This is a genomic window from Actinomycetospora chlora (genome assembly GCF_039542135.1).
Lineage (GTDB): Bacteria > Actinomycetota > Actinomycetes > Mycobacteriales > Pseudonocardiaceae > Actinomycetospora > Actinomycetospora chlora.
The window spans coordinates 48353-73705 of record NZ_BAABHO010000001.1; the positions used below are offsets into that span (position 1 = coordinate 48353).

A 25353-nucleotide genomic window follows, 5' to 3' on the forward strand; every position below is an offset into this window, starting at 1 on the left:
CGTCACCGAGGTGCGGGGATCGCAGCGCCCAGCGCGAGATGGGCCATGGCGCCACCGGCACGCAGGCGGTCGTGGACGAGGTCGGTGACCACCAGGCCCGAGGCCCCGGCCAGCGCGGGGACGTCGCGCGTGAGGTGACAGCCGCCCGCGAGGCGCTGCTGCAGGCCGTCGAGGCGGTACTGCCAGCGGGCGGTGCGGGGGTCGGGGGACAGGCCGTGCTCGAGGAACAGGAACAGCCCGTCGGGACGCAGGACGCGGCGGACCTCGCGCAGCGCGCGGTCGACGTCCGGGATCGTGCAGAGGGTGAAGGTGCTGACGACGGTGTCGGCGCACCCGTCGGGCAGGTCGAGGTCCTCCCCGTCGAGGCCGGCGAACTCGACGGGCACCGGGGCCTCCGCGAGGCGCCGGGCACCGAGACGCCGCGCCACCGCCGACGGCTCGACGGCGCGGACGCGGGTCACCCCGGCCGGGTAGAGCGGCAGCGTCGGCCCGCTGCCGAACCCGAGCTCCACCACCTCGCCGCGCGCCCGGGCCAGCACCCGCTCGCGCAGCGCGCGGACCTCCGGTGTGCCGAGTGCCACGTCGGTGATGCGTGGGACGACGTGCTCGCCCCAGAGGCCCACGGGGTCAGGCGTTCCCGTCGAAGAGGTTGGTCACCGACCCGTCCTCGAACACCTCGCGCACGGCGCGGGCGATCACCGGCGCGATCGAGAGGACGGTGAGCTGCGGGAACCGCTTCTCGTCCGGGATCGGCAGGGTGTTGGTGATGATGACCTCGCGGGCGCCGCAGGTCGACAGCCGCTCGACGGCCGGGCCGGAGAGCACGCCGTGGGTGGCGGCGATGACCACGTCCGAGGCGCCGTCGGCGAGCAGGGCCTCCGTGGCCTTGGCGATCGTGCCGCCGGTGTCGATCATGTCGTCGACGAGGATGCAGCAGCGGCCCTCGACCTCACCGACGACGCGGTTCGCCACGACCTCGTTGGGGCGCGTCTTGTCGCGGCTCTTGTGGATGAAGGCCAGCGGGACGCCGCCCATCATGTCGGCCCACTTCTCGGCGACGCGGACGCGGCCGGAGTCGGGGGCGACGACGGCGAGGTCCTCGCCGGAGTAGGCGTCGCGCAGGTGCTCGGCGAGGACCTTGTTGGCCAGCAGGTGGTCGACGGGACCGTCGAAGAAGCCCTGGATCTGGTCGGTGTGCAGGTCGATCGTCATGATCCGGTGCGCGCCGGCGGTCTTGAGCAGGTCGGCGACGAGGCGGGCGGAGATGGGCTCGCGGCCGCGGTGCTTCTTGTCCTGGCGCGCGTAGCCGTAGAACGGCACGACCGCGGTGATCCGCTTGGCCGACGCCCGCTTGAGGGCGTCGATCATGATGAGCTGTTCCATGATCCACTGGTTGATGGGATCGGTGTGGCTCTGGATCACGAACGCGTCGGAGCCGCGCACCGACTCCTGGAACCGCACGAAGATCTCGCCGTTGGCGAAGTCGTACGCCGACTGCGGCGTGATGGAGACGTCGAGCTCCTTGGCGATCTCCTCCGCGAGCTCGGGGTGGGCCCGTCCGGAGAAGAGCATGAGGCTCTTCTTCGGGGTCGACGACATGCTGACGGTCACGGGTCCTCCTGCTCGGTGGTGTCGCCGGCCTGCTTGGCGGCCTGCTCGGCCGCCTGGGCGGCCGCGGTGCCGGGCCGCTTGCGCGCCACCCAGCCCTCGACGTTGCGCTGCGGTCCCGAGGACACCGCCAGTGCCCCGGGCGGGACGTCCTCGCGCACGACGGTGCCGGCACCGGTGTAGGCGCCGTCCCCGACGGTCACCGGCGCGACGAACGTGTTGTCCGAGCCGGTGCGCACGTGGGAGCCGACCCGCGTGCGGTGCTTGGTGACGCCGTCGTAGTTCACGAACACCGAGGACGCCCCGATGTTGCTGCCCTCGCCGATCTCGGCGTCCCCGACGTAGGTCAGGTGCGGGACCTTGCTGCCCTCGCCGATCCGGGAGTTCTTCACCTCGACGAACGTGCCGATCTTGCCGCGGGCGTCGAGCTCGACGCCGGGCCGCAGGTAGGCGAACGGTCCCACCGAGGTCTCGGGGCCGATCCGCGACGACGACCCGTGGCTGCGCACCACGGTGGCCCGGGCGCCGACGGCGACGTCGGTGAGCGTGGTGTCGGGCCCGATCGCCGCGCCCTCCTCGACGGTGGTGCGCCCGTGGAGCTGCGTCCCCGGGTGCAGCGTGACGTCGCGCTCCAGGCGCACGCCCACGTCGACCCACGTCGAGCGCGGGTCGACGACGGTGACGCCGGCGCGCATCCAGCGCTCGAGCAGCCGGCGGTTGAGCTCCGCGCCGAGGTCGGCCATCTGCACGCGGTCGTTGACACCGGCGACCAGCCAGGGGTCGGACGTCTCGACAGCGCCCACCCCGCGACCCTCGCCGACGGCGATGGCGACGGCGTCGGTGAGGTACAGCTCGCCCTGGGCGTTGTGCGTGGTCAGGCGGCCGAGGGCCTCGCGCAGGAACGCGAGGTCGAACGCGTAGACCCCGGAGTTGACCTCGTTGATGGCGAGCTGGTCGAGCGTCGCGTCGCGGTGCTCGACGATCGCGAGGACCTGGTTGTGCTCGTCGCGCACGACGCGCCCGTAGCCGCGGGGGTCGTCGAGCTCGGCGGTCAGGAGGGTGACGGCGTAGCCACCGTCGACGTGCTCGGCGTGCAGGGCGCGCATCGTCGCGGTGTCGAGCAGCGGGACGTCGCCGTAGGAGACCAGCACGGTGCCGGTGAGGTCGGCGGGCAGGCGGGCCGTGCCGCAGGCCACGGCGTGCCCGGTGCCCCGGCGGCGGTCCTGCACCGCGGTGACGACCTCGCGCCCGACCTCGTCGGCGAGGCCCATCGTGTGGGTGCCGACCTGCTCGCGCTCGTGCCCGACGACCACGACGAGGTGCTCCGGGTGGGTCCCCGCCGCGGCGTGCACGGCGTGCCCCAGCAGCGTGCGACCGCCGACGGAGTGCAGCACCTTCGGCGTCGCCGAGTGCATCCGTGTGCCTTCACCGGCGGCGAGGACGACGACGGCGGTCGGGCTCGACGGCATCGGCTGCGTGACTCCCACTCGTGCGCGGGCCGGCCCCGGGTCCGGGGCTCGTCGGCCCCGATCCTACGACCGGGTCCCGGCGGTCCGGGCGGGGCGGCGGGCACGCGACCGGCCGGCCCTTCCTGCGAGGCCCTCACGGCGCGGTGCGCACGCCGTCCCCGCCGGCCCGCTTGACCGCGTACATCGCCGCGTCGGCCCGCGCGAGCAGCTCGGCGGGCGCGTCCCCGGACCGGGCGGCGACGACGCCGACCGACACCGTCACCTCGCCCGCCACGTGGTGGGCGACGGTGGTGCGGGCGCGGTCGAGGGCGGCGCCGGCGTCCTCGAGGGCGGTCTCGGGCAGCACCACGACGAACTCGTCGCCGCCGTAGCGGGCCACCAGGTCGGGGCTGCGCAGCGACGAGCGCAGGGCGGCCGCCACGCCGCGCAGCACCTCGTCGCCGCGGGCGTGCGAGACGGTGTCGTTGACGTGCTTGAACCCGTCGACGTCGATCATCGCGACCGCGGGGGCCGCCCCGGGCCCGCGGCGGGCCGCGTCGGCGAGGACCTCCTCGAGGCAGCGGTCGAGCGCGCGGCGGTTGGGCAGGCCGGTGAGCGGGTCGGCGAGCGCGAGCGCGGTCACGTGCCCGTGCTCGCGGCGCAGGCGGTCGTGAGCGAGCCGGGTCCGCAGCGAGAGCGCCCGGGCGCGGTGCAGCGCCCAGAGCTCCTCCTCGAGGTCGGCGACGTAGTCCCGCACCGCGGCGTCGGCCGTGCGCGGCACGCCGTCGTCACCGGCCAGCGCGGCGCGCAGGCGCGCGTGCTCGCGGGTGACCGACAGCAGCAGGCTCGCCTCGCCCCGCGGGGGCCGGTCGCGCACCCGGGCGAGCAGGGCGACCGCGGCGTCCAGCGCCCCGGCCCGCTCCAGCGCGCGGGCGGCGGCGAGCTGCGTGACCAGGTGGTCGTGCTGCGAGGGCACGGGGTCCCCGCGGGTGAGGGCCTCGGCGTCCCGGCGTGCGGCCTGGCGCAGGGCGGCGGTGGCCGCGGGACCCGTCCCGCGGGCCAGCACCGTCGCAGCGCGCAGCAGCGGGCGCTCCTCGGGCGGCGCGCTGCGACGCAGTCCGGCGGCGGCCTCGTCGGCGGCGCGCATCCGCTCGACGCCGCGGCGCCCGGCGCGCTCGAGGCGCAGGCCCCACGACAGCCCGAGGCGCACGTGCTCGTAGCCGCCGGGGCGATCGGGGTCGAGCTGGGAGAGGGCGAGGTCGTGCATCCCGAGCGAGAGCAGCGTGCTCGCGGCCAGGCGCCGCGCGCACCGCACGTTCACGCGGTGCTCGGCGACGGTCGCGGCGTGGTCGACGAGCACGGGCTCCTCGAGGTGCGCCAGGCCGGTCGAGACGGCCGCGAGCGCGGCGTCCTCGTCGCCGTCGACGAGTGCGCGGCGGGCCAGCAGCATCTGCGCGTCCGCCCCGAACAGCGAGAGCCCGTGCTCGGCGACCAGCGCGAGGAGCTCGTCGAGCCGGCCCTCGACGGCGGGATCCGGCCCCGCGCCCGCCCGCCCGGGGTCGGCGGCGAGCAGCACCCGTGCGACGAGGTCCTGCCGCAGCACGAGGGCGCGCAGGCCGGGATCGGCGCCCCGGCGGCGCGCCGCGCCCAGCAGCCCGTCGAGGACGGCGAGGCTCCGGTCCGGGTCGGTGGCCGGGACGCGGGTCGCCGCGAGCGCCGCGGCACCGGCCCGCTCGACGATCTCCGCGCGCGAGCCGGGGCGCGCCGTCGCCGTGGTCGTGCGGCTCGGGAGCACGGCCCACCTCCGCTCCCCGCTCCCCGCTCCCCGCGGACCGGGGCCGGGTCCTCCGACGGTCGTGCGGACACCGGCGCCGTGGTGTCGACGCGGCCGACGGCGACCACTGTGCCCTCCCCCGGGGAGGGGCACCGACCCGGCCCCGCCGTGCGGCATCCTTGCTCCCCATGGCGTGCCCTTCCGACGCTGAACGGTCGCTCCCCGGCCGCCGGACGCCGCTCGTGGTGTCGGCCGTCCGCGGGCGCGTCGCTGCCCTCGCGGCCCTGGCGGCCGCCGTCACCGGGGTCCTGGCCTGGCGCTACGCCGGCGAGGCGGCGGCGGGGCGCACCGACAGTCGCATCACCGAGGTCCTCGACGACCAGCCCGACCTCGCCCACGGGGTCGCGCGGGAGCTCGCGACGCTCGGCGGACCGCTGCCGGTCGCCGTCGCGCTCCTCCTGCTCGCCCCCCTGGCCGCGTACCTGCGCGGCGTGCGGGGGCTCGCGCTCGTCCTGGCCGGCCCGCCGACGGCGATGGTGACGACCTCCCTGGTGCTCAAGCCCCTCGTGGGGCGCACCAACGGCGGCGAGCTGGCCTTCCCGAGCGGCCACACGACGTCGGTGGCGTCGATCGCCGTGACGTGCGCGGTCCTCGTCCTCGGCCTGGCCGCGGTGCCCCGGGCGCTGAAGCTGCTCGCCGTCGCGGGGCTCGCCGCGCTCGTGCTCGGCGTCGGGGTGTCGCTGGTGGTGCGCGGGATGCACTACCCGACCGACACGCTCGGGGCCGTGGGTGTGGCGCTGGCCGTGGTGCCCGCCGTGGCGATGGTGATCGACGCGTTCGCCGACGTCGTCGGCGACCCGGGCCCGGATCCGCGCGCCCTCGATCCCCGCGAGCACCCGACCGAGGTGCTGCCGCGGGCGCGCCCTACTTGATGTGCTTCATCGTGAGGTGCGAGTCCACGGAGGCGATGCCGGGGACGCGGCCGAGCTTGTCGGCGATGAACGCCTCGTAGCTGCGGATGTCGCGGGTCGCCGCGCGGACGAAGTAGTCGGGCAGCCCGAACATGCGGCGCAGCTCGACGACCTCCTCGAACGCGGCGACCTCCCGCTCGAACCCGAGGAAGGTCTCGCGGTCCTTGGCGGTGAGGTTCACGTTGATCATGACTTCGAAGCCCCGGTCCAGCGCCGCCGGGTCGATCTCCGCCCGGTAGCCGACGATCACGCCGTCGTCCTCCAGCCGCCGCACCCGGCGCAGGCACGGCGACGGGGAGAGCCCCACCCGCTCGGCCAGCTCGACGTTCGGCAGACGGGCGTCGCGGCGCAGGTGGTCGATGATGGCGCGATCGATGCGATCCATGGCGTCATGTTGCGCCTGGTGTGCCGTTCGGCGCGCAGAACGCCATCGCGTGCCGGAGTCGCCCGTCTAGCGTTGCGCGCATGGTCACCAGCAGTGCCGCCGCCCTCCGGGCGGACCTGCGCGCCGCGACGGGCGACGTCCTCGGGGTCGGCGCGGGCATGCTCGTGCTCGGCACCAGCTTCGGGCTGCTCGTGGTGAACGCCGGGCTCGCCTGGTGGTGGGCGCCGGTGTTCAGCGCGGTCGTCTACGCCGGCTCGCTCGAGTTCCTGCTCGTCGGGCTGTCGGTGGTGGGCACGCCGCTGGTGGCGGTCGCGGTGACGGCCCTGCTCGTCAACGCCCGCCACGTGGTCTACGGGCTGTCGTTCCCGCTCCACCGCATCCGCAGCCGGGCCGGCCGGGCCTACGCGGTCTTCGCGCTGATCGACGAGGCCTACGCGCTCACCGCCACCCGGCCCGCCGAGTCGCTGACCGGGCGCCGGATCGTCGCGACCCAGGTGCTCCTGCAGCTGTGCTGGGTGTCCGGCGGCCTGGCCGGCGCGCTGGCGGGCGCCACGCTCGCCCTCGACGTGCCGGCCCTGGACTTCGTCTTCGTGGCGCTGTTCGTCGTGCTCGCGGTGGACGCGGTGCGGGCGGCCCGCGAGGCGACCCCGCCGCTGCTCGCGGCGGCGTCGGCCGTGGTCGCCCACGCGGTGGCGCCGCAGCAGATGCTGCTCGTGGCGACGGTCCTCGTCGTCGCGCTCCTGCTGCTGCGCCACGCCGTCCGGTGGGCGGGAGAGCGCCGTGCCTGACACCGGCTACCTGCTGGCGGTCGTCGGCGTCGCGGCGGCGACCACGCTCGCGCTGCGGGCGGCCCCGTTCGCGCTGCGGTCGGCCCTGCGCTCGTCGCCCCTGGTCGACGACCTGGGCCGCCGCCTCCCGGCCGCCGTCATGGTCATCCTGGTGCTCTACCTGCTCCGGGACGTGCCCCTCACCGCGGTGCGCCCCGGCCTGGGCCACCTCGGGGCGATCGCCGTGACCGTCGGCGTCCACCTGTGGCGCGGTCGGGCGCTGCTGAGCATGGCCGCGGGCACGGTCGTGTACGCCGTCCTGCTCGCGGTGCTGCCGGGCTGACCTGCTGCTCCGCCGCCTGGATTCGAACCAGGATCATCGGAACCAAAATCCGAGGTGTTGCCCTTACACCACGGCGGACCGCCCGCTCGCGCGGGTCCTCCTCATGGTCCCACGCAGGTCAGACGCCGACCCGGCGGGCCGTCAGGCGCTGGTGCGCCGTCGGCGCAGGGACACCACGGCCAGCGCGACCACGACGACGAGCAGGCCGCCGGCGACCCACGTCAGCGTGTCGCCGGACGACGACGAGCCGCTCCCGCCCGGCGCGCCGGTCGGGTCGCTGTCGGCGGGGATGCGGCTCGAGGCGGAGTCGGGGGAGCGCACCGACGCGAGGGTCGGGCCCGCGCGGAGGTCCTCGAGCGAGAGACGCCCCGTCTCCTCGATCGAGGTGTCCCGGTAGATGCCGACCTTCATGTAGGAGCCGTCGTCGACGAGCGTCCCGCCGGAGGGTCGGTAGCCCGGGAGCACGTGGTCGCCGTCGCGCCAGATGTCGATCGAGCCCTGGTCGGCGTCGCGGGAGAAGGCGATCCGCAGCGTCAGGTCGATCCGGTCGCCGGCCGCGATGGGCCCGATGTCCTGGAGGTCGGAGCCCTCGGTGGCGAGCATGAGCCGGTTGTTCCGGACCTCGACCGCGATCGGCGGCGAGCCGGAGTCGGACGTCTGGTGCCACTGCATGAGCAGCTGCCAGGTGTCGGCCTCGGTGGGGAACGCGTCGGGCAGGCGGGCGACGTAGGTGTAGTACTGCACGTCGCCCTCGTGGAGCCACGGGATGCGGGGGCGCATCTCCGAGCGCTGGCCGCCGCCGGGGACGGTGAACTGCACCGCCTGCGCGCCCGGCTGGTCGGGCGAGGGGACCTGCTGCGGGGTGCCGTCCTGCTCGTCGTACTCGCTGCGGGTGAACGCCGCGAGGAGGTCGCCGGTCTGCGGCATCGCCCACAGCGGCGTCGCCGACGGCGACGGCGAGGGCGACGACGCGGCCGCGATCCCCGGTGCGGCGGTGAGGCCCAGGGCGAGCGCGACGGCCACGGCGGCACCGACGAGACACCTCCGGATCACGCTCGAGGCGTGGGCGGGTCTGCTCGGCACGTGGGCTCCGTCCGTCACTCGGCCGTGATCGCCCGGATCGGGCTCGCACTGGTCGCTCCGGCGGGCACCGACGAGGCCCACCGCCGTCGACGATACCCAGCGCTGTCGTGAAGCCTTCGTCGCCCGAGAACTCTCCGGATGGGTGATCTCGCTCTCGGTGACCGATCGCGGCCGGGCGGGCGTCCCCGCGACCGGGCACCCGCGCCGACCACCGGCGGAGGAGGCCGTGACGGTGTGCGCGAGGATGCCGCGGGCCGCGGACCGGTGACCCGGACGGAGCAGCGGGGTCCACGGCGGGCGTGACCTCGCCCGGGCCCGGAGCGTTTGTCGAGGAGGGGGTGGAGGCCGGCGTGGAAGGACGGCGGGACGACGTCCCGGGCCCGGGGCAACCCCGGCGCGGCTCGGACGTCTCACGTCCGAGGAGACCTGTCCACACCGACTTCAACACCGACTTCCATGCCGACGAGGTGCGAAGGGTGGACCCCCACCCGGCAACCCACGACGGGGGCGACGTGACGAACGGACGAGCAGAGCTCGGCGAGCACCAGGACCTCGTGCGCCCGCACGGGGTCCGGACGCCTGCCGAGGAGCTGGCGGAGGGTCTGGCGGCGACGCCGGACCGGGCCGACCGGCCGGCGCCACCGGAGCCGGAGGTGTTCGTCGAGCCCGCGCCGACCGCGCCGGGCTTCGTCCGGATCTGGGAGGACGAGGGTCCGGAGCAGCCGGGCAGCGTCCAGGTGGCCACCAGCTGGCAGCGCAAGTTCGCCCTGGCCGTCGCGGGGTCCGACCTGGCGACGCTGGCCGTCTGCCTGCTGCTCGGCGCCCTCATCGGCTTCGGCGAGGGCTCGGGACCGGGCGGCACCGACCCGTGGGCGCTCGCCGGGGTCGTCGGCGTCGTCGTCCCGCTGTCGATCGTGGCCTGCCGGGCCTGGGACCCGCGCACGCTCGGGCAGGGCGCCGAGGAGTGGAGCCGCCTGATCCGCGCGTTCGTCCTCGCGGCGATCGTCGTGGGGCTCGGCGGCCTGGCCTTCGAGCACCTCGGCGTGCGGCCGTGGGTGTTCGGGGTGCTGCCGGTGGCGGGGCTGGCCGCGATGGCCGGTCGCTACGTCCTGCGCCGCTGGCTGCATCAGGCCCGCAAGCGCGGCCGCGGCATGCTGCCGGTGCTCGCGGTCGGGACCGAGCAGGCCGTGCGCGACCTCGTCGAGCGCACCCGCCGCGTGCCGCACATGGGCTGGGTCGTCATCGCGGCCTGCACCCCGACCGGTCTGGGCGAGGAGGGCCAGGGGCACGTGGCCGGCGTGCCGGTCATCGGCGACCTCGACGACCTGTCGACCAGCGTCGGCAGTGGCCGCTACGGCGTCGTCGCCGTGGCCCCGACGCCCGGCTGGAGCCCCAAGCGCCTGCACCGCCTCGCCTGGGACCTCGAGGGCACCGGCTCCGAGCTCGTCGTCGACCCCGGCCTCATGGAGGTCGCCGGGCCGCGCCTGCACGTCGCGCCGGTCGACGGCCTGCCCCTGCTGCGCCTGACCGAGCCGCGGCTGTCGGGCATGCCCCGGGTGTTCAAGCTGATGTTCGACCGCGTCACGACGGCGGCGATCCTGCTCCTGCTGCTGCCGGTGTTCGCGGTGATCGCCTTCGTGGTCAAGCTCGACGGCGGCCCGGTGTTCTACCGCCAGACCCGCGTCGGGCAGCGTGGCCGGACGTTCAAGATGATCAAGTTCCGGTCGATGGTGCCGGACGCCGACAAGCTGCGCGAGGACCTCCTGGCCGGCACGAACGACGGTTCCGGGCCGCTGTTCAAGCTGCGCCGCGACCCCCGCGTCACGCGCATCGGCCAGCTGCTGCGCCGCTACTCGCTCGACGAGCTGCCGCAGCTGCTCAACGTCCTCGGCGGCTCGATGTCGCTCGTGGGGCCCCGCCCGCCGCTGCCCGGCGAGATCGAGGCCTACACCGACGCCGCCAAGCGGAAGTTCCTCGTGCGCCCCGGCATGACCGGCCTGTGGCAGGTCAGCGGCCGGTCGGACCTCTCCTGGGAGGAGTCGGTCCGTCTGGACCTGCGCTACGTGGAGAACTGGTCGCCGGCGATGGACCTGGTGATCATGTGGAAGACGGTCTCCGCGGTGTTCCGCGGGGACGGCGCCTACTGAGACGGGACCCTTGGACAAGATCATCTGCCGGCTCTGCGGGTCGGCCGACCTGGCCAGCTTCGTCGACCTGGGCGCCACGCCGCCCTGCGAGCTCTTCCTCACCGAGGAGGGCCTCGAGGCCCCCGAGCCGACGTATCCGCTCCACCCGCGGGTGTGCCGGAACTGCCTGCTCGTGCAGTTGCCGCCCCTGATCGACCCGGACGAGACGTTCACCGAGTACGCCTACTTCTCGTCGTTCTCGACGTCGTGGGTGGAGCACGCGCGGCGGTTCGTGACCGCGGCGACCGAGCGCGCGGGCCTCGGGCCGGACTCGCTCGTCGTCGAGGCCGCGAGCAACGACGGCTACCTGCTCCAGCACGTCGTCGCCGACGGGATGCGGGCGCTGGGCGTGGAGCCCAGCGCCAACGTCGGCCAGGCCGCCCGGGACAAGGGCGTGCCCACGCTGACGGCGTTCCTCTCGCCGGAGACCGGCGCGGCGGTCCGCGAGGAGCACGGCCCGGCCGCGCTCGTCGTCGCCAACAACGTCTACGCGCACATCCCCGACCTCGTCGGCTTCACGCAGGGCCTGCGCGCCATGGTGGCCGACGACGGCTGGGTGTCGATCGAGGTGCAGCACCTGCTGACCCTCATGCGCTACCGGCAGTTCGACACGATCTACCACGAGCACTTCCAGTACTACACGGTCGGCACGGCGCAGAAGGCGCTGCGCTCGGGCGGGCTGGAGCTCGTCGACGTCGAGCTGGTGCCCACCCACGGCGGGTCGATCCGCTGCTGGGCGCGGCCCACGGAGCTCGGTGCCCCCGTGGCGCCGGCGGTCGGTGAGGTGCTGGCCGAGGAGTCCGCGGCCGGCCTGGACACCGTCGAGGGGCACGCCGGGTTCGCCGGTGAGGTCTCGCGCATCCGCAACGACCTCATGAGGTTCCTCATCACGGCGGCGGACGCCGGGAAGACCGTCGTCGGGTACGGGGCGCCGGGCAAGGGCAACACCCTGCTGAACTACTGCGGCGTGCGCCCCGACCTGCTCGCGTACACCGTCGACCGCAACCCCTACAAGCACGGCCGGTTCACGCCGGGCACCCGGGTGCCGATCCACCCGCCGGAGCGGATCGACGCCGACCGCCCCGACTACGTGCTGGTCCTCCCGTGGAACCTGCGCGAGGAGATCACCGCGCAGCTGGCGCACGTCGGCGGATGGGGCGGGCGGCTCGTCTTCCCGATCCCCTCCCTGCAGGTCGTCGAACCGGGCTCTGGCAAGGTGCTGGAACCGTGAAGGTCGTCCTGTTCTGCGGCGGGTTCGGGATGCGGATGCGCGACGGCGACTCCGACGTCCCCAAGCCCATGCAGATGGTCGGGCCGCGCCCGCTCATCTGGCACGTCATGCGGTACTACGCCCACTTCGGGCACAAGGAGTTCGTGCTGTGCCTGGGCTACGGCGCCCACCACATCAAGGACTACTTCCTCAACTACCGCGAGACCGAGTCGAACGACTTCGTGCTGCGCGACCGCGAGGTCGAGCTGCTGGGCTCGGACATCGCGGACTGGACGATCCACTTCGTCCACACCGGGCTCGAGTCGCCGATCGGTGAGCGCCTGCGCCGCGTGCGCCACCTCGTCGAGGGCGACGAGATGTTCCTGGCCAACTACGCCGACGTCCTCACCGACGCCCCCCTGGACGCGATGGTCGCGAAGTTCCGCGACAGCGACGCCACGGCCTCGCTGCTGGCGGTGCCGCCGCAGGCCGTGTTCCACATCGTGGACGTCGACGGCTCGGACCGGGTCAACTCGATCTACCCGGTGACCGACATGCACATCCGGGAGAACGGGGGCTACTTCGTGCTGCGCCCCGAGGTCATCGACCACATCCCGGAGAACGGCGACCTCGTCGGCGACGCCTGCATGACGCTGGCCAAGGAGGGCAAGCTGCTCTCCTACCCGTACGAGGGCTTCTGGCAGCCCGCCGACACGCTCAAGGAGCGCAACGCCCTCGAGGCGGCGTACCGGGCCGGGACGCGGCCCTGGATGCTCTGGGAGCGCGAGGTCGCCACCGACCGCCCACCGCTGGAGAGCCTCGTCGCGCAGGAGCTCTCCGAGCGCGACCCCTCCTGATGCGGCTGCTGCGTCCGGAGTCCCTCGACGAGCTCGTCCTGCTCGCCGCGCACTGCGACGACATCCCGATCGGGGCGGGCGGCACGGTGCTGACCCTGTGCCGTTCCCGGCCGGGGCTGCGCGTGCGGGTGCTCGTCCTCTCCGGCGGCGGCACGCCCCGCGAGCAGGAGGAGCGGGCCGCGCTGGCGGCGTTCTGCCCGGGGGCGGACCTGCAGGTCACGGTGCTCGACATGCCCGACGGGCGGCTGCCGACCCACTGGGAGTGGGCCAAGGAGGCGCTCGAGGCGTTCCGCCGCACCTGCGAGCCCGACCTCGTGCTCGTCGGCCACCGCGGCGACGACCACCAGGACCACCGCGAGCTCGCCAAGCTCGTCCCCACGGTCTTCCGCGACCACCTGGTGCTCGGTTACGAGATCCTCAAAGCCGAGCCCGACCTCGCCCAGCCGCCGTTGCTGTGGCCGCTCGAGGCGGACGTGGTGGCCGACAAGAGCCGGCTGCTCCACGAGCACTACCCGTCCCAGACCTCCCGCGCCTGGTTCGACGACGAGACGTTCCGGGGCGTCGCGCGGGTGCGCGGCGTCCAGGCCGGCGTGCGCTACGCGGAGGGCTTCCACCTGACGCGGGCGCTGGTCGGCGCCCCTGCACGACCCTGACACGCGAAGGAAGGACGGCCGCCATGCGCGTGCTACTCACCGGCCACCAGGGCTACCTCGGCACCCTGATGGCGCCCCAGCTCACCGAGGCCGGGCACGACGTCACCGGGCTCGACTCGGGCCTGTACGCCGACTGCGTCCTGGGCGAGCTGCCCGCCCCCGAGCCGCCGGCCCTCGCGGTCGACCTGCGCGACGTCACCGTCGACCAGCTCGCCGGGTTCGACGCCGTCGTGCACCTGGCCGCGCTGTCGAACGACCCGCTCGGCGCCCTGGCCCCGCAGCACACGTACGACATCAACCACCACGCCTCCACGCGCCTGGCCCGCCTGGCGAAGGAGGCCGGGGTGGGTCGCTTCGTGTACGCCTCCACCTGCTCGGTGTACGGCGCGTCGGGCACCGAGGACGTGCTCGACGAGGAGGCGCCGATGAAGCCGGTGACCCCCTACGCGGAGTCGAAGGTGCGCGTCGAGGCCGACCTCGTCGACATGGCCGACGACGACTTCGTGCCGGTGTCGATGCGCAACGCCACCGCGTTCGGCTTCTCGCCGCGGCTGCGCGCCGACATCGTGCTGAACAACCTCGTGGGCCACGCGCTGCTCTCGAACCGCATCCTCGTCATGAGCGACGGGACGCCGTGGCGCCCGCTGGCGCACGCCCGCGACATCGGCGGCGCCGTCGTCGCGGCGCTCGCGGCGCCGGCGGACACCGTGCGGGCGCAGGCGTTCAACGTCGGGTCGACGGAGAACAACGTGCAGGTCCGCGACATCGCCGACGCCGTGAAGGTGGCGGTGCCCGAGGCCGAGCTCGTCATCACCGGCGAGACCGGCGGCGACCCGCGCTCCTACCGCGTCGACTTCACCAAGATCGGCAAGTTCCTGCCCGACTTCCGGCCCGCGTGGTCGGTGGCCGACGGGGCCGCGGAGCTGATCCGCGAGTACCGGGCCCGCGGGCTCACGCAGGAGGGCTTCGACCGGCGCTTCACCCGCCTCGCGGTGCTCAAGAGCCGCCAGGAGGCCGGCACCCTCGACGAGTCCCTGCGCCCCGGCTGACCCCCCACGTGCGTGATCTTCCGAGCTATCGCTCGGAAGATCACGCACGTAGCTGGGCCAGGAGGTCCTTCCAGGAGCCCGCGGTGCGGTCGCGCTCGGAGATCGCGGTGACCTCCTGCGGCCAGGCGATCGCCAGGTCCGGGTCGTCGTACGTCACGCCCAGGTCCTCGCCCGGCGCGTGCGGACGGTCGATGCGGTAGCAGACGTCGGCGACGTCGGTGAGCGCCTGGAAGCCGTGCAGCAGCCCCGGCGGCACGTAGAGGTGGACGAAGTCCTCGTCGTCGAGCCGGTAGGACTCGACCGTCCCGAACGTCGGCGAGCCCGGGCGGGCGTCGACGAGCACGTCGTGCACCGCCCCGTGCGCGGCGCGCACCAGCTTCGCCTCGCCGGCGCCACGGCGCCCGTGCATGCCGCGGATCGTGCCCCGCCGCGAGCGCGACTGGCTGTCCTGCGCCTCCGGGCCCAGGTCGACGCCGTGGGCGGCGCCGATCGCGGTGTCGAACGTGCGGGTGAACAGCCCCCGGTCGTCGCGGTGCGGCGTGGGGACGAACACCACCACGCCCTCGATGCGGCCCTCGCGTACGTCCACGCGGCCAGCCTCCCATCCCGGCCTCCCATCCCCGCCGTCGGCGCCCCGCCGGGGCCGCGCGAGGATCGGGGACGTGAGCCACCCCGAGAACCCCACCTGTCGCTGGTGCGGCGGTGGCGACGGCGCCGTCGTGCTCGACCTCGGCGACCAGCCGCCCGCCGACCACTTCCCGGCCGTGGACGACCCGGGTCCCGACCCCGTGTTCCCGCTGCGGATGTGGCTGTGCGCCGCCTGCGGCCTCGCGCAGCTCGCCGAGGACCCGACGACCCCCGAGGAGCCGCGCGGCGCCGAGCCGGACGCGCTGGTGGCGCAGGCGCGCGACGCGGTGGCGCGCGTGCAGGCGGCCGGGCTCGTCCCGGCCGGCGGCGGCACGGTGCGCGAGTTCGGCAGCCCGCACGGCGGGTCGTGGCTCGACCTGCTCGGGGCCGCCGGGCTCAAGGAGAGCACCGGAAGCCCCGCCGACGTCGTCATCGACTGCTTCGGGCTCATGCACGACGCCGACCAGCGCGCCGGGCTCGCCGAGCGCGCCGCCGCGACCGCGCCCGGCGGAACGCTCCTGCTGCAGTTCCACACGCTCGCGGCGATCGTCGCCGACGGCGGCTGGAACGCGCTGCGGCACGGGCACTACGCCTACTACTCGACGCCCGTGCTGACCGCGATGCTCGAGGCCGAGGGCTTCGAGGTCACCCACGGCTTCCTGTTCGACCTCTACGGCGGCACCGTGCTGCTGGCCGCCCGGCGCCGCGGCGTCGACGGCCCGCGGGACCCGTCCGGGGTCGAGAGCCTGCTGTCCCGGGAGTCGGCGGTCGGCGTCACCGACGCGACGGTGGTCGGCGGGCTCGAGGCCGCCGCGGGGCGCAGCGCGGAGGCCCTGCGCGCCCACCTCGAGGAGACGCGGGCCGCCGGCCGCTCGGTGCTCGGGTACGCGGCGGCGTCGCGCGCCGTGCCGCTGCTCAACCGCGCCGGCGTGGGCCCGGACCTGCTGCCGGCGATCGCCGACGGCGCGACCGGCAAGCACGGCCGGCGGGTGCCGGGCGTCGGGATCCCCATCCTGCCGCCGGACGCGGTCGGCGAGCGCCGTCCCGACGAGGTGGTGCTCTTCGTGACCGACATGCTCGCGGAGATGCGCCGCCGGATGCCCGAGGTCGAGGCCGGCGGCGGCGCCTGGGTCGTCGTCGACCCGACGGTGCGCAGGATCGCCCCGGCCCGCTAGCGGGGGCGCCCGTCCCGGTCGGGCAGGGACACGCTCATCGCCACGGTGCGTTCCGGCGCCGGCGGCACGGGCGTGCCGACCGACGGGCTCTGCGGCGGGTCCTCGGCGAGGGCGTGGCGCGCGCGGCCGCGGCGGCCGCTGCGGGCGGCCTCGTGCAGCGCCGCGAGCAGGGCGCTGGACGTCGCCGGCGACAGGCCGGTGACGGCCCCGCCGTCGGTCCCGGCCGGGGCCTCGGGCCGGCTGTGCCGCCCGCCGGCGCGGTGGTGGGGGGCGGCGAGGCGCACGGTCGCGAGGTCGCCCAGCGCGAGGACCCGCGTGGGCAGGTCGAACAGGTCGTCCTCGCCGCGCCGGTCGGCGTCATCGGCGGGGTCGGCACCGTCGGCGTCCTCGTCGGTGGCGGCGGCCCCGCCCCGGCGGCGGCCCGCGATTTTGGCCAGCAGGCCCTTGAGCTCACCGACCGTCGCGGGGGCCAGCACGGCCAGCACCGCCAGGTAGACCGCGGCGAACAGCGCGCCGTCCGCGAGCAGGTACACCAGGCCCAGCACGACGGGGCGGGTGTCCGACTGCAGCACGAGGTGCTCGAGCGCCCACGTCGCGACCCCGGCGAGCGCGGCCGCCACCAGCGGCGGGGTCAGGACGCGCACCAGCTCGCCCCAGCCGACCCGGGCCAGCGGCCGGGCGAGCGAGACGGTCAGGACCCCGCCGACCACCGCCTCGATCGACACCGACAGGCCGACCCCGAGCAGGCCGAACGGCAGCAGGGCGATCAGCCCGCCGATGCCGAGGACCAGGGAGACCGCGGTCGCCCAGTGCAGCCGGCGGCTGGCGCCCGCGCCCTTGATCGACTCGACGCCGATCGCGTTGAGGGCGGTGCCCGGGCCGAACCCGGCCATGGCGGCCACGAAGACCCCGGCGGGCGCCCACTGCGGGCCGAGGAGCACGACGATCGCCGGGCTGCCGGCGGCGACGAGGAACGCGCCCATGGGGATGGTCGCGGTCCACAGCAGGCGCAGCGCGCGCAGGAAGCCCCGCCGGAAGCGGACGGCGTCGGAGGAGATCCGGGCGAAGGCAGGGAACAGCACGTACGAGGCGACCTGGATGATCGCCTGTCCGGGCAGGATGCCGACACGGCGCCCGTAGCGGTACTGGCCGGCCGTCGCGATGTCGAGGGTGCGCCCGACGATCGACTGGGTCGCGATCTCCCGGACGTCCTTGGTGAGGTTCGCGACGATGACGGGGAACGCGTAGCGGGCCATCTCGCGCCACAGCCGGTAGCTGGGGCGGGCCCGGCCGGGCCGCCAGTCGGCGAGCCACCACGCGGCGACGAGCGTGGCGACCTGGGAGGCGTACAGCCCGATCACCATGCCCCAGACCCCGTACCCCAGGGCGCAGAACGTCACGGTGACGACGGCGAAGGAGCCCGCGGTGAGCGGGTCGACGATGAGCCGTCGCTTGAAGTTGAAGCGGCGCTGCATCAGTGCCTCGGGCACGTTGAGCAGCGAGTGCACCAGCAGGGTGCCCGAGGTGGCCGCGGCGATGAGCGCGACGGTCCGGTCGCCGAAGAACAGCGCGAGCAGCGGGGAGGCGGCCAGGGTCCCGCCCGCCATGAGCACGCCGTTGACGAGGCTCGCCCAGAACGCGGTGTTCGCGGCCTCCTCGACGTCGGTCTCGCGGTGGATCAGAGCGGCCCGCATACCGCCGTCGGCCATCACGATCATGAAGTTGGCGAAGATCGTGCCGAGCGTGAACGCCCCGATCTCCGCCGGCGTGAGGAGCCGGGCCACGACCACGGTCTGGCCCAGCGAGATCAGCTGGGTGACGAAGAGCATCCCCGCGGAGATCGCCGCGCCTCGCTTGAGGGTGCGACCCAGACGCGACAGGGACGGGTTGTGCCGGCCGTCCGGGGACGCCGCGGCGTCACCACCCGCCGTCGGCGGGTCGGCAGGGCGAGCGGGGTCGCCGTCAGGACCTGGCATAGGGGCCGTGGACCGTGGTGGGGAGCGGGCGGGCACGGGGACGGTCCGGCCCCGGGTCCGACGGCCAGCCTAACCGTAGGGTCGTAGCGCCCCCGCACCCGACCGGTCACCCGGGGTGACGACGGTGCACGGTCCGTACCGGTCGCCGGGGCCGCGGACGGGCACCGGGCCCCCTCTAGAGTGCGGTGCCGGTCGATCCGCACGGCCACCACCGAGGAGTCGGAGGACTGATGGGCATCCCGGGCGTCGCCCTGGTCGTCCCCGCCTACCGCACGCGGGACGTCGTCGGCGAGCTGATCGACTCCGTGCTCGCGCAGTCGCGCGCGGACTGGGAGCTGGTCGTCGTCGACGACGCGTCCCCCGACCAGCTCCACGAGGTCGTCACGCCCTACCTCACCGACCCGCGGATCCGGCTCGTGCGCCTTCCCGACAACCGCGGGGTCTCCGCCGCGCGGAACGAGGGGGCCGCGCGGACGAGCGCCGAGCTCGTCGCCTTCCTCGACAGTGACGACCTCGTCGAGCCCGGCTTCGTCGAGCGGGTGGCCGCCGCGATGGAGACGCCCTCGGTGGGGATCGCCGGGGTGATCCCGGCCGTCACCGGCCCGGACGGCGAGCCGAGCACCCTGCCCGGCACGGACGCCCGGCCGCCGTCGTCGCCGGACGACACCGAGGCCTGGCTACTGCACCTCCTGCGGCACCCGTTCCACTTCCGCGGCACGACCGTGCGCCGCACCGTCTGGGACAAGGCCGGCGGCTTCGCCGAGGACCTGTGGCTCGGCGAGGACCTCGAGCTCTGGGTCCGGGTCGTCCTGACCGGCTGCTCCGTGCGCGTCGTCGAGCAGCCGTGCTACGTGCACCGCCTCGCGGGCGAGTCGATCACGCGGCAGTCCGACCGCACGGTCGAGCGCTCGCTCGCCCACCTCGCCGCGCTCGACCGCATCGAGGCCCAGCTGCCGGCGACCCCGGAGCACGCGGCGGCCCTGGCAGCCGCGCGGCGCATCCCGCGGTCCCTCGAGGGCGCCGGGCGCTTCCGTCGCGCGGCGCGCGCCGGCGACGGGCCGGCGGCGCGGCACCACGCCCGCACGCTGGCGCGCCTCGACCCCGGGCCGCGGACGCGGCTGCTGCGGGCGGTGTCGCTCGTGCCGTCCCCGGTGCTGCGCGGGGTGTACCGCGCCGGCCGGCGCCTCCGGGGCCTGCCGCCCGCCTGACGCGCGGTCAGCCGCGGCGCAGACCCAGCTTGCGCACGGTGTCGAGGCGGTCGTACAGGCGCTGCTTGAGCGGGTGGACGGCGCCGAGCAGGCGCGGGGACAGGGTGAGCCCGGCCTTGATCGCGGCCACCCGGACCGTGCGCCGCTGCGCCCAGGCCCGCGCGGCGTGGGTCCGGGCGTCGTCGATGTCGCCCCGGCGGAACGCCAGCCGCGCGCGGCGGATCGCCTGGCCGTAGCGCAGCCGCCGCAGGACGCGGTCCAGCGCCGCGAGGACCTCCGGGTCCTCCGACGTGGCCGCGGCCTTCGTCAGCGCGCGCTCGCGCTGGCCCTCGAACTGCTCGATGCGCTCGGGCTCGTCGGGCCGGCTCACCGAGCCGGACTGCATCCGGAAGCGGCCGAGGCGCTGGGCGAGCATCCGGACGTCGTAACCCGCCACGAGGGCCCGCAGCCAGAAGTCGAGGTCGTCCACGAGCGGGGTGTCCGAGTGGAGCCCGCCCAGCGCGTCCCACATCTCGCGACGGATCGCCGCGGTGTAGTACGGGCTGGGTCCGTCGATCACGTCCTCCAGGCGCACCGGCTTCTCGGGGTCCGGCACGGACCGGATGCCGGCGTCCTTGAGGTAGCTGTTGGTCATCACGCGCTCGCCGGGGTCGATGAACTGGAACGCGTCCGTGGTCACGGCCGCGATCCCCGGGTCGTCGTCGAGCAGGTCGCCGGTGCGTGCGCAGAACTCCGGGGTGACCGCGTCGTCCGAGTTGAGCGGGACCAGGTAACGGCCGGTGGCCCGGCTCGCGGCGGCCATGGTGCCGCCGGCCGCGCCGGCGTTCTCCTGCCGGACGAACCGGATGCGCGGGTCGGCGAGGTACGGCTCGACCACGGCGGCGATCTCGTCGTCGAAGCCGTTGTCGACGATCACCAGCTCCCAGTCGGTGCGCGTCTGGTCGAGCACCGACCGGATCGTGCGGGGCAGGGTGTCGGCCGTCCGGTACGCCGTCGTGAGGAAGCTGAAGGCCGGCTGCGCCGCTACCGCGTGGACGGTCGAGCTCTCCTGCGGCGTGCTCATCTGGATCACTGACTCCCCGGTGCCCCTCACCGTGTGCCCCCTCCAGGACCGTTCCCCGAGCCACGGACGGGTGGACATCCGCCGGTGTGACGTCCCTCGGGAAATGTATCGGGCGGCCCGGTCCGCCCCCTCGCACGCCCCCGGGACCTGCGGTTCTCCGTCGGCCGGGCGTGCCGTACCCCCGTCAGACGCGCCACGACCTCCCTCATTGGTGCGTCTTGCGGCTCGCCGCGACGAGCGGTCAGTCTCCTGCGCCGAGCGGCGAACTACTGAGGCTCGTGCGACGAGTGATTCTCATGTTGCGACGAGCGGTCGGCGGAGGGGCGGGTCATGGAGATCGACGGACGGCGCGGTGCGCGCCGCAGAACGCGGGTGCGGCGGCGGTTGGCCGGCGCCGCGCTGGGGTGCACGGTGCTCGGCCTCGTCGGCGTCGTGGGCGCACCGCCCGCCGCCGCGCTGTCGGCGCTGTCGGCGGCGCCGGCGACCGAGGGCCGCGAGCTGTTCGTCGGCGACTGGGAGACGGGCGACTTCGGCCAGTGGGAGACCTGCCAGACGGCGACGATCAACTCCGGCTGCGGCGGCTTCGGCGGCGACCGGACGATGCGCATCGTCACCGACGACGTCCGCCAGGGCCGCTACGCCGCGGAGTTCTCCATCGGCCCCGGCGACGTCCCCGACTTCGGCGGCGGCGAGCGGGCCGAGGTGCGCTCCAGCGCCCCCGGCGCCGTTGTCCACGAGGGCGACGAGCGTTGGTACCAGTGGTCGATGAAGTTCCCGGCGGACTTCCCGAACCCGACCGGTGTCTGGTTCATCGTCCTGCAGTGGCACGCCGGGTCGGGCTCCCCGCCGCTGGCCATCAACATCAGCGACAGCGGCACCGTCGACATCGGCGGCGACGGGCTCAAGGGCGAGCCGCACCCGACGATCGGGCCGGTCCACCGGGGTGAGTGGGTCGACTACACGCTGCACGTCAAGTTCTCGCGCGACCACGACGGCGGGTTCGTCGAGGCGTGGGAGAACGACACCCAGACGGTCCCACGCACCAACCGCGCGACGATGACCAGCGACGAGAACTACCTCAAGCAGGGCATCTACCGCGACACCGGCCCGGCCACCTCCGTGCGCATCGACGGCTTCCGCGTCACCGAGCCGGGCACGGTCCTGCCGTGAGGACCGCGCGGCTGCTCGTGCCGCTGCTCGCCGTCCTCGCCCTGCTCGTGCCGGCCGGGACGGCCGTCGCGGGGACCGCGGCGGGCGACGCGCCCACCCGTGACGTCTACCAGCGGCCCTTCGCGTGGGACTCGATCTGGAACCTGCCGCTCGCGCGCAGCGCGCAGTACAAGCCGTTCGACGCGAAGATCGGCAACGTCTACCCCGACGTCGAGAACATCTCGGTGGACCCGAACGCCCCGGCCCGTACCCTCGACGGCGACCCGGGCGGGCGGGTGCTCGTCGACCCGGAGCTCTCCGCCGACGGCAGCTGGAACAACTGCTCCACGCTCCTGCTCGACACCCCCGACCGCACCACCGTGGTCCAGGGCCAGCCGATGACGCTCGAACCCGGCGGCGACCCGTCGTGGGACCACGGGTGGGCCCCGGTGTCGCTCACGGGGGACGGCGTCACCGGCTGCCACGGCGGATCGGGGATGTCGGGGATCGGCGGCACGATCCGCGAGGGCGAGCTCAGCGGGCCCGAGCCCCTGCGCCACGCCCTCAAGTTCAGCCTGCCCTGCACCACGAGCTGCTCGGCCGAGGGCGGCGGCTTCCGCTGGCCGGCGGTGAAGGCCGACCTCGGCTACGAGGGCAAGTACGGCGGCGACGAGCCGGAGGTCCACATGGGCTCGCTGCTCGCCCTGCCGCCGGACACCGACCTGTCGGGCGTCACCGAGCCCGACGTCCGCAAGGTCGCCGAGGCGCTGAGGACCTACGGCGGCTACGTCGTCGACGAGACCGGCGGTGACCCCGAGGGGTCGTTCGACGTGCAGTCGACGGCGCTCGACGAGTTCCCGAACATCAGCTCGGAGCAGATGCTCGACCTGCTGCGCAAGCTCGCAGTGGTCACCAACAGCGCGCCCGGCACCCCGGGCGGCGGGGCGCTCGGGACGCCGCGGCTCGCGGACTGCGCCGGGCCCTTCGCCGACGGCACGGGTGGCGCCCCACCGGGCTGCTGAGGCGCCGGGAGCGTCAGCCGGAGTGCTCGGGACCGTCCGCGTCGCCGGACTCGGAGCCCCGGGCCTCGAGCGGCACGAGCTTCGAGGAGCCGCTCCGGCCCGGGGCCTTGCGCCCGTTGCCGTTGCCGTTGCCGTTGGGGCGGGTGGGGGCCGGTCGGGAGGTGCTGATGGTCTCCGTGGTGGCCTGCCCGGCGCCCGGGCGCGGGCGCGGTCCGGGCCGGGGTCGTGTCCGCAGGGTCTCGGTGACGGCCCGGTCGGCGTCCCCGTCCCCGGCGGCGTCCTCGTCCTCGTCCTCGTCGGCGTCACCGGCGGTCGTGGCGATCGTCGACGTCGCCGTGTCGTCCGACCCGTCGGCGGCGTCGTCCTCGCCGGCGTCGTCCGCGCCCTCGGGCTCGCCGGGCTCCTCCGGCTGTGTGGCGAGGGTCTGCGTGTCGGCGGCCTCGTCGTCCGTGTCGTCGCCCGCGTCGTCCGTGCGGGTCCCCGGGGCGGTCGCCATCGTCTCGGTGGCGGGCGCGTCCTCGGCGTCCGGCTCCTCCGGGGCGGGACGGGCCGCCGGCCGGACCGTCGCCGTCACCGTGCGCCGCGGCGCGAGGGGCGCCCTCGCTGCGGCGGACGGAGCGGGGGCGTCCTTCGCGCCCTCGGCGTCGCGCGCGGGCGCGGGAGCGGGGGCGTCCTTCGCTGCCCCGGACGGAGCGGGGGCGTCCTTCGCGCCCTCGGCGTTGCGCACCGGGCGGATCGCGGTGGTCGGCGCGTCCAGGCCGGCCTCCTCGAAGCGGCGGGCGCGGTCGTCGGTGGCGACGGGCGTGGACGGGCGGGACGGGGTCGGGCGCGGCGGCAGGGCGGGCGTCACGCGCCGCGGCGGCAGCGGGGGACGGGGCGCCGCGGCGAAGGACGGGCGGTACGGCGACCAGACCTGCTCGGTCGGGCCGGCCAGACCGAAGATCGGCAGGACCTCGGTGGGCGCGTCGAGGAAGGCGGGCAGGTCGTCGGGACGCGGGTCGGTGGGCCGGACGGCACCGTCGGCGTCCTCGTCACCCTCGTCGCCGTCGCTGCCCGTGTCCCCGCCCCCGCCGCCGCGACGGCGGAGCAGCCCGTCGCGCAGCTCGCGGAGCGCCTCGGGCGCCATGACGAAGAGCAGCCCGCCGAAGATGCCCAGCAGCAGCAGGCCCTCGCCGGCGAGCAGGACGATGCCGAGCAGGATGCCGCGCTCGTCGGCGTGCACGTAGGTGTGCTCGAGGTACCAGACGGCGCCGCCGGCGACGACCGCCGCGATCAGCGGCGGGATCAGCACGCCGGCGAGGTCGCGCAGCGACACCCCGGCCAGCCGGCGCGCCAGCAGGATGGCGACCACGCCGCCGACCAGCGAGTCGAGGGACGCGGCGATACCGACGCCGAAGAGCCCGAAGGGCAGCAGCAGGATCAGGCCGCCGATGCCGACGACGATGCTCAGCACCGTCAGCCAGTTGATCAGCTTGCTGGCCCCGGCCCCCTTGATCGACTCCATGCCGATCGCCGCCATGGCCACGCCGGGACCGAATCCGGCCATCGCGGCCACGAAGACACCCGCCGGCTGCCACTCGCGGCCCAGGAGCACGACGATGATCGGCTCACCGAGGGCCACGAGCACCGCGGCGAACGGCGTCGTCGCCACCCAGAGCATCCGCAGCGAGCGCAGCAGGCCGTCGCGGAACCGGGCCATGTCGACCGCGATGCGGGCGAAGGCGGGGAACAGCACGTAGGAGGCGACCTGGATGATCGCCTGCCCGGGCAGGATCGCGATCCGGCGGCCGTAGCGGTACTGGCCGGCCGCGGCGATGTCGAGCCTGCCGCCGACGAGCGCGGACTGGACCGCCTCCCGCGCCTGGTCGACGACGCTGGAGACGATCAGCGGGCCGGCGTAGCCCGCCATCTCACGCCAGATGCGGAAGACGAAGCGGCCCTTGCCCGGCCGCCACTTCGACAGCGTCCAGCAGGCGATGAGGGTGGCGAGCTGGGAGGCCCAGAACCCGATGACCATGCCCCACACGCCGAGGCCCAGCAGGGCCAGCGTGACCGTGACCAGCGCGAACGTCGCGGCGGTGGTGGGGTCGACGATGAGGCGGCGCTTGAAGTTGAACGTCCGCTGCATCAGCGCCTCGGGCACGTTGAGCAGCGAGTGCACGAGCAGCGTGCCGGAGGTCGCGGCGCAGACGAGCCCGACCATGCGGTCGTCGAAGTACAGCGTCAGCAGCGGCGACGCGGCGAGCGCGCCGAGCGACATCAGCGTGCCGGTGACCAGACCCACCCAGAACACCGTGTTCGCGGCGTCCTCGATCTCACGGCCGCGCTGGATGAGCGCCGCGCGCATCCCGCCGTCGGTCAGCGTGGTGAGGAAGTTGGCGAAGATCGTGCCGAGGGTGAACACCCCGATCTCGGTCGGGGTGAGGATGCGCGCGACCACGATCGTCTGGCCCAGCGAGAGGAGCTGGGTGAACACCAGCGCCACCGACGCGAACTTGGCCCCGGAGCGCAGGCGTGAGCCCAGGCCCTCGAGCGAGGGGTCGTGCTCGCTGTCGGGGACCTCGGAGCGGCGGTCGTCGTCCGGCCGGCCCGCGTCCCCGGGCGCCCCCGGAGCACCAGGGGTGGCGTCGAGGTGCGTGGTCTCCGCGTCGAGGCCCACCGGCCCCGCGGGGGCCGGCGCGCCCTCGGGATCGGGGGGTCGCGGTGGCTGGCTCATCAGTCCGTCATCGCCGGCGTCGCGCGCGGAGGCGATCCGCGCTCGCCCGGCGCGTCCGCCCGGCCGGGCCGCTCCATCATAGG

General features: G+C 74.9%; 22 protein-coding genes and 1 tRNA gene. 12 read left to right on the forward strand and 11 right to left on the reverse strand.

Annotated elements, in window-relative coordinates; all coding sequences use genetic code 11:
* Positions 1-2: 2 nt before the first annotated feature.
* The 4 genes from ABD994_RS00210 to ABD994_RS00225 form a co-directional block, all read right to left on the reverse strand.
* Positions 3-581, reverse strand: a complete 579-nt coding sequence (locus ABD994_RS00210; protein ID WP_345410104.1) for a class I SAM-dependent methyltransferase — start codon at positions 579-581, stop codon at positions 3-5.
* A 46-nt stretch (positions 582-627) separates the two neighbouring features.
* Positions 628-1599, reverse strand: a complete 972-nt coding sequence (locus tag ABD994_RS00215; protein ID WP_345410418.1) for a ribose-phosphate diphosphokinase — start codon at positions 1597-1599, stop codon at positions 628-630.
* 8 nt (positions 1600-1607) lie between these two features.
* Positions 1608-3077 carry a bifunctional UDP-N-acetylglucosamine diphosphorylase/glucosamine-1-phosphate N-acetyltransferase GlmU gene (gene glmU, locus ABD994_RS00220; RefSeq protein ID WP_345410106.1) on the reverse strand — a complete coding sequence of 490 codons (1470 nt, stop codon included), beginning with the start codon at positions 3075-3077 and terminating at the stop codon, positions 1608-1610.
* Positions 3078-3210: 133 nt separating this feature from the next.
* Positions 3211-4851 (reverse strand): GGDEF domain-containing protein, encoded by a 1641-nt coding sequence (locus ABD994_RS00225; RefSeq protein ID WP_345410107.1) that lies wholly within the window; start codon positions 4849-4851, stop codon positions 3211-3213.
* Between the two features lie 167 nt (positions 4852-5018).
* On the opposite strand from ABD994_RS00225, the gene ABD994_RS00230 reads away from it, so the two are divergent.
* On the forward strand, positions 5019-5762 hold the full coding sequence (locus ABD994_RS00230; protein WP_345410108.1) for a phosphatase PAP2 family protein: 744 nt from the start codon (positions 5019-5021) through the stop codon (positions 5760-5762).
* Here the strand turns inward: ABD994_RS00230 and ABD994_RS00235 are convergent.
* Positions 5755-6186, reverse strand: coding sequence for an Lrp/AsnC family transcriptional regulator (locus ABD994_RS00235; RefSeq protein WP_345410109.1), 432 nt, complete (start codon positions 6184-6186; stop codon positions 5755-5757). The two genes, ABD994_RS00230 and ABD994_RS00235, sit on opposite strands and share 8 nt — an antisense overlap.
* An 80-nt stretch (positions 6187-6266) precedes the next feature.
* Between ABD994_RS00235 and ABD994_RS00240 the strand changes: the two genes are divergently transcribed.
* The gene (locus ABD994_RS00240) at positions 6267-6974 is read left to right on the forward strand and encodes an AzlC family ABC transporter permease (protein WP_345410110.1); all 708 of its coding nucleotides are present in this window, start codon (positions 6267-6269) and stop codon (positions 6972-6974) included.
* Positions 6967-7296 (forward strand): branched-chain amino acid transporter permease, encoded by a 330-nt coding sequence (locus tag ABD994_RS00245; RefSeq protein ID WP_345410111.1) that lies wholly within the window; start codon positions 6967-6969, stop codon positions 7294-7296. Before ABD994_RS00240 ends, ABD994_RS00245 begins: the two co-directional genes overlap by 8 nt.
* 7 nt (positions 7297-7303) lie before the next feature.
* Here the strand turns inward: ABD994_RS00245 and ABD994_RS00250 are convergent.
* Together ABD994_RS00250 and ABD994_RS00255 are read right to left on the reverse strand one after the other, a co-directional pair.
* Positions 7304-7374: transfer RNA gene (locus ABD994_RS00250), tRNA-Gln, on the reverse strand.
* A gap of 63 nt (positions 7375-7437) precedes the next feature.
* Complete coding sequence (locus tag ABD994_RS00255; RefSeq protein WP_345410112.1) at positions 7438-8379, reverse strand: polysaccharide lyase family 20 protein; 942 nt, start codon at positions 8377-8379, stop codon at positions 7438-7440.
* Positions 8380-8855: 476 nt separating this feature from the next.
* On the opposite strand from ABD994_RS00255, the gene ABD994_RS00260 reads away from it, so the two are divergent.
* The 5 genes from ABD994_RS00260 to ABD994_RS00280 are packed head-to-tail and all read left to right on the forward strand — an operon-like array spanning position 8856 to position 14334.
* The gene (locus ABD994_RS00260; RefSeq protein ID WP_345410113.1) at positions 8856-10526 is read left to right on the forward strand and encodes a sugar transferase; all 1671 of its coding nucleotides are present in this window, start codon (positions 8856-8858) and stop codon (positions 10524-10526) included.
* 10 nt (positions 10527-10536) lie between these two features.
* Positions 10537-11796 (forward strand): class I SAM-dependent methyltransferase, encoded by a 1260-nt coding sequence (locus tag ABD994_RS00265; protein ID WP_345410114.1) that lies wholly within the window; start codon positions 10537-10539, stop codon positions 11794-11796.
* Complete coding sequence (locus ABD994_RS00270; protein WP_345410115.1) at positions 11793-12632, forward strand: sugar phosphate nucleotidyltransferase; 840 nt, start codon at positions 11793-11795, stop codon at positions 12630-12632. The genes ABD994_RS00265 and ABD994_RS00270 overlap by 4 nt, the downstream gene beginning before the upstream one ends.
* Complete coding sequence (locus tag ABD994_RS00275; RefSeq protein ID WP_345410116.1) at positions 12632-13285, forward strand: PIG-L deacetylase family protein; 654 nt, start codon at positions 12632-12634, stop codon at positions 13283-13285. The genes ABD994_RS00270 and ABD994_RS00275 overlap by 1 nt, the downstream gene beginning before the upstream one ends.
* 23 nt (positions 13286-13308) lie before the next feature.
* Positions 13309-14334 carry an NAD-dependent epimerase/dehydratase family protein gene (locus tag ABD994_RS00280; protein WP_345410117.1) on the forward strand — a complete coding sequence of 342 codons (1026 nt, stop codon included), beginning with the start codon at positions 13309-13311 and terminating at the stop codon, positions 14332-14334.
* Between the two features lie 40 nt (positions 14335-14374).
* On the opposite strand, the gene ABD994_RS00285 is transcribed toward ABD994_RS00280, so the two are convergent.
* The gene (locus ABD994_RS00285; RefSeq protein ID WP_345410118.1) at positions 14375-14923 is read right to left on the reverse strand and encodes a dTDP-4-dehydrorhamnose 3,5-epimerase family protein; all 549 of its coding nucleotides are present in this window, start codon (positions 14921-14923) and stop codon (positions 14375-14377) included.
* 73 nt (positions 14924-14996) lie between these two features.
* Here ABD994_RS00285 and ABD994_RS00290 point away from each other — a divergent pair, with 73 nt between their 5' ends.
* On the forward strand, positions 14997-16136 hold the full coding sequence (locus ABD994_RS00290) for a class I SAM-dependent methyltransferase (RefSeq protein WP_345410119.1): 1140 nt from the start codon (positions 14997-14999) through the stop codon (positions 16134-16136).
* Here the strand turns inward: ABD994_RS00290 and ABD994_RS00295 are convergent.
* Positions 16133-18112, reverse strand: coding sequence for a lipopolysaccharide biosynthesis protein (locus ABD994_RS00295; RefSeq protein WP_345410120.1), 1980 nt, complete (start codon positions 18110-18112; stop codon positions 16133-16135). The genes ABD994_RS00290 and ABD994_RS00295 overlap by 4 nt on opposite strands.
* A 230-nt stretch (positions 18113-18342) precedes the next feature.
* On the opposite strand from ABD994_RS00295, the gene ABD994_RS00300 reads away from it, so the two are divergent.
* On the forward strand, positions 18343-19320 hold the full coding sequence (locus ABD994_RS00300) for a glycosyltransferase family 2 protein (RefSeq protein WP_345410121.1): 978 nt from the start codon (positions 18343-18345) through the stop codon (positions 19318-19320).
* 7 nt (positions 19321-19327) lie between these two features.
* On the opposite strand, the gene ABD994_RS00305 is transcribed toward ABD994_RS00300, so the two are convergent.
* Entirely contained in the window at positions 19328-20383 is a 1056-nt protein-coding gene (locus tag ABD994_RS00305) for a glycosyltransferase family 2 protein (protein WP_345410123.1), read from the reverse strand.
* A gap of 330 nt (positions 20384-20713) precedes the next feature.
* Here ABD994_RS00305 and ABD994_RS00310 point away from each other — a divergent pair, with 330 nt between their 5' ends.
* Both ABD994_RS00310 and ABD994_RS00315 read left to right on the forward strand, forming a co-directional pair.
* Positions 20714-21553, forward strand: a complete 840-nt coding sequence (locus ABD994_RS00310; protein WP_345410125.1) for a polysaccharide lyase family 20 protein — start codon at positions 20714-20716, stop codon at positions 21551-21553.
* The gene (locus ABD994_RS00315; RefSeq protein WP_345410127.1) at positions 21550-22554 is read left to right on the forward strand and encodes a hypothetical protein; all 1005 of its coding nucleotides are present in this window, start codon (positions 21550-21552) and stop codon (positions 22552-22554) included. The genes ABD994_RS00310 and ABD994_RS00315 overlap by 4 nt, the downstream gene beginning before the upstream one ends.
* Positions 22555-22567: 13 nt before the next feature.
* Here the strand turns inward: ABD994_RS00315 and ABD994_RS00320 are convergent, their stop codons facing one another.
* Entirely contained in the window at positions 22568-25270 is a 2703-nt protein-coding gene (locus ABD994_RS00320) for a lipopolysaccharide biosynthesis protein (protein ID WP_345410129.1), read from the reverse strand.
* Between the last annotated feature and the right edge of the window lie 83 nt (positions 25271-25353).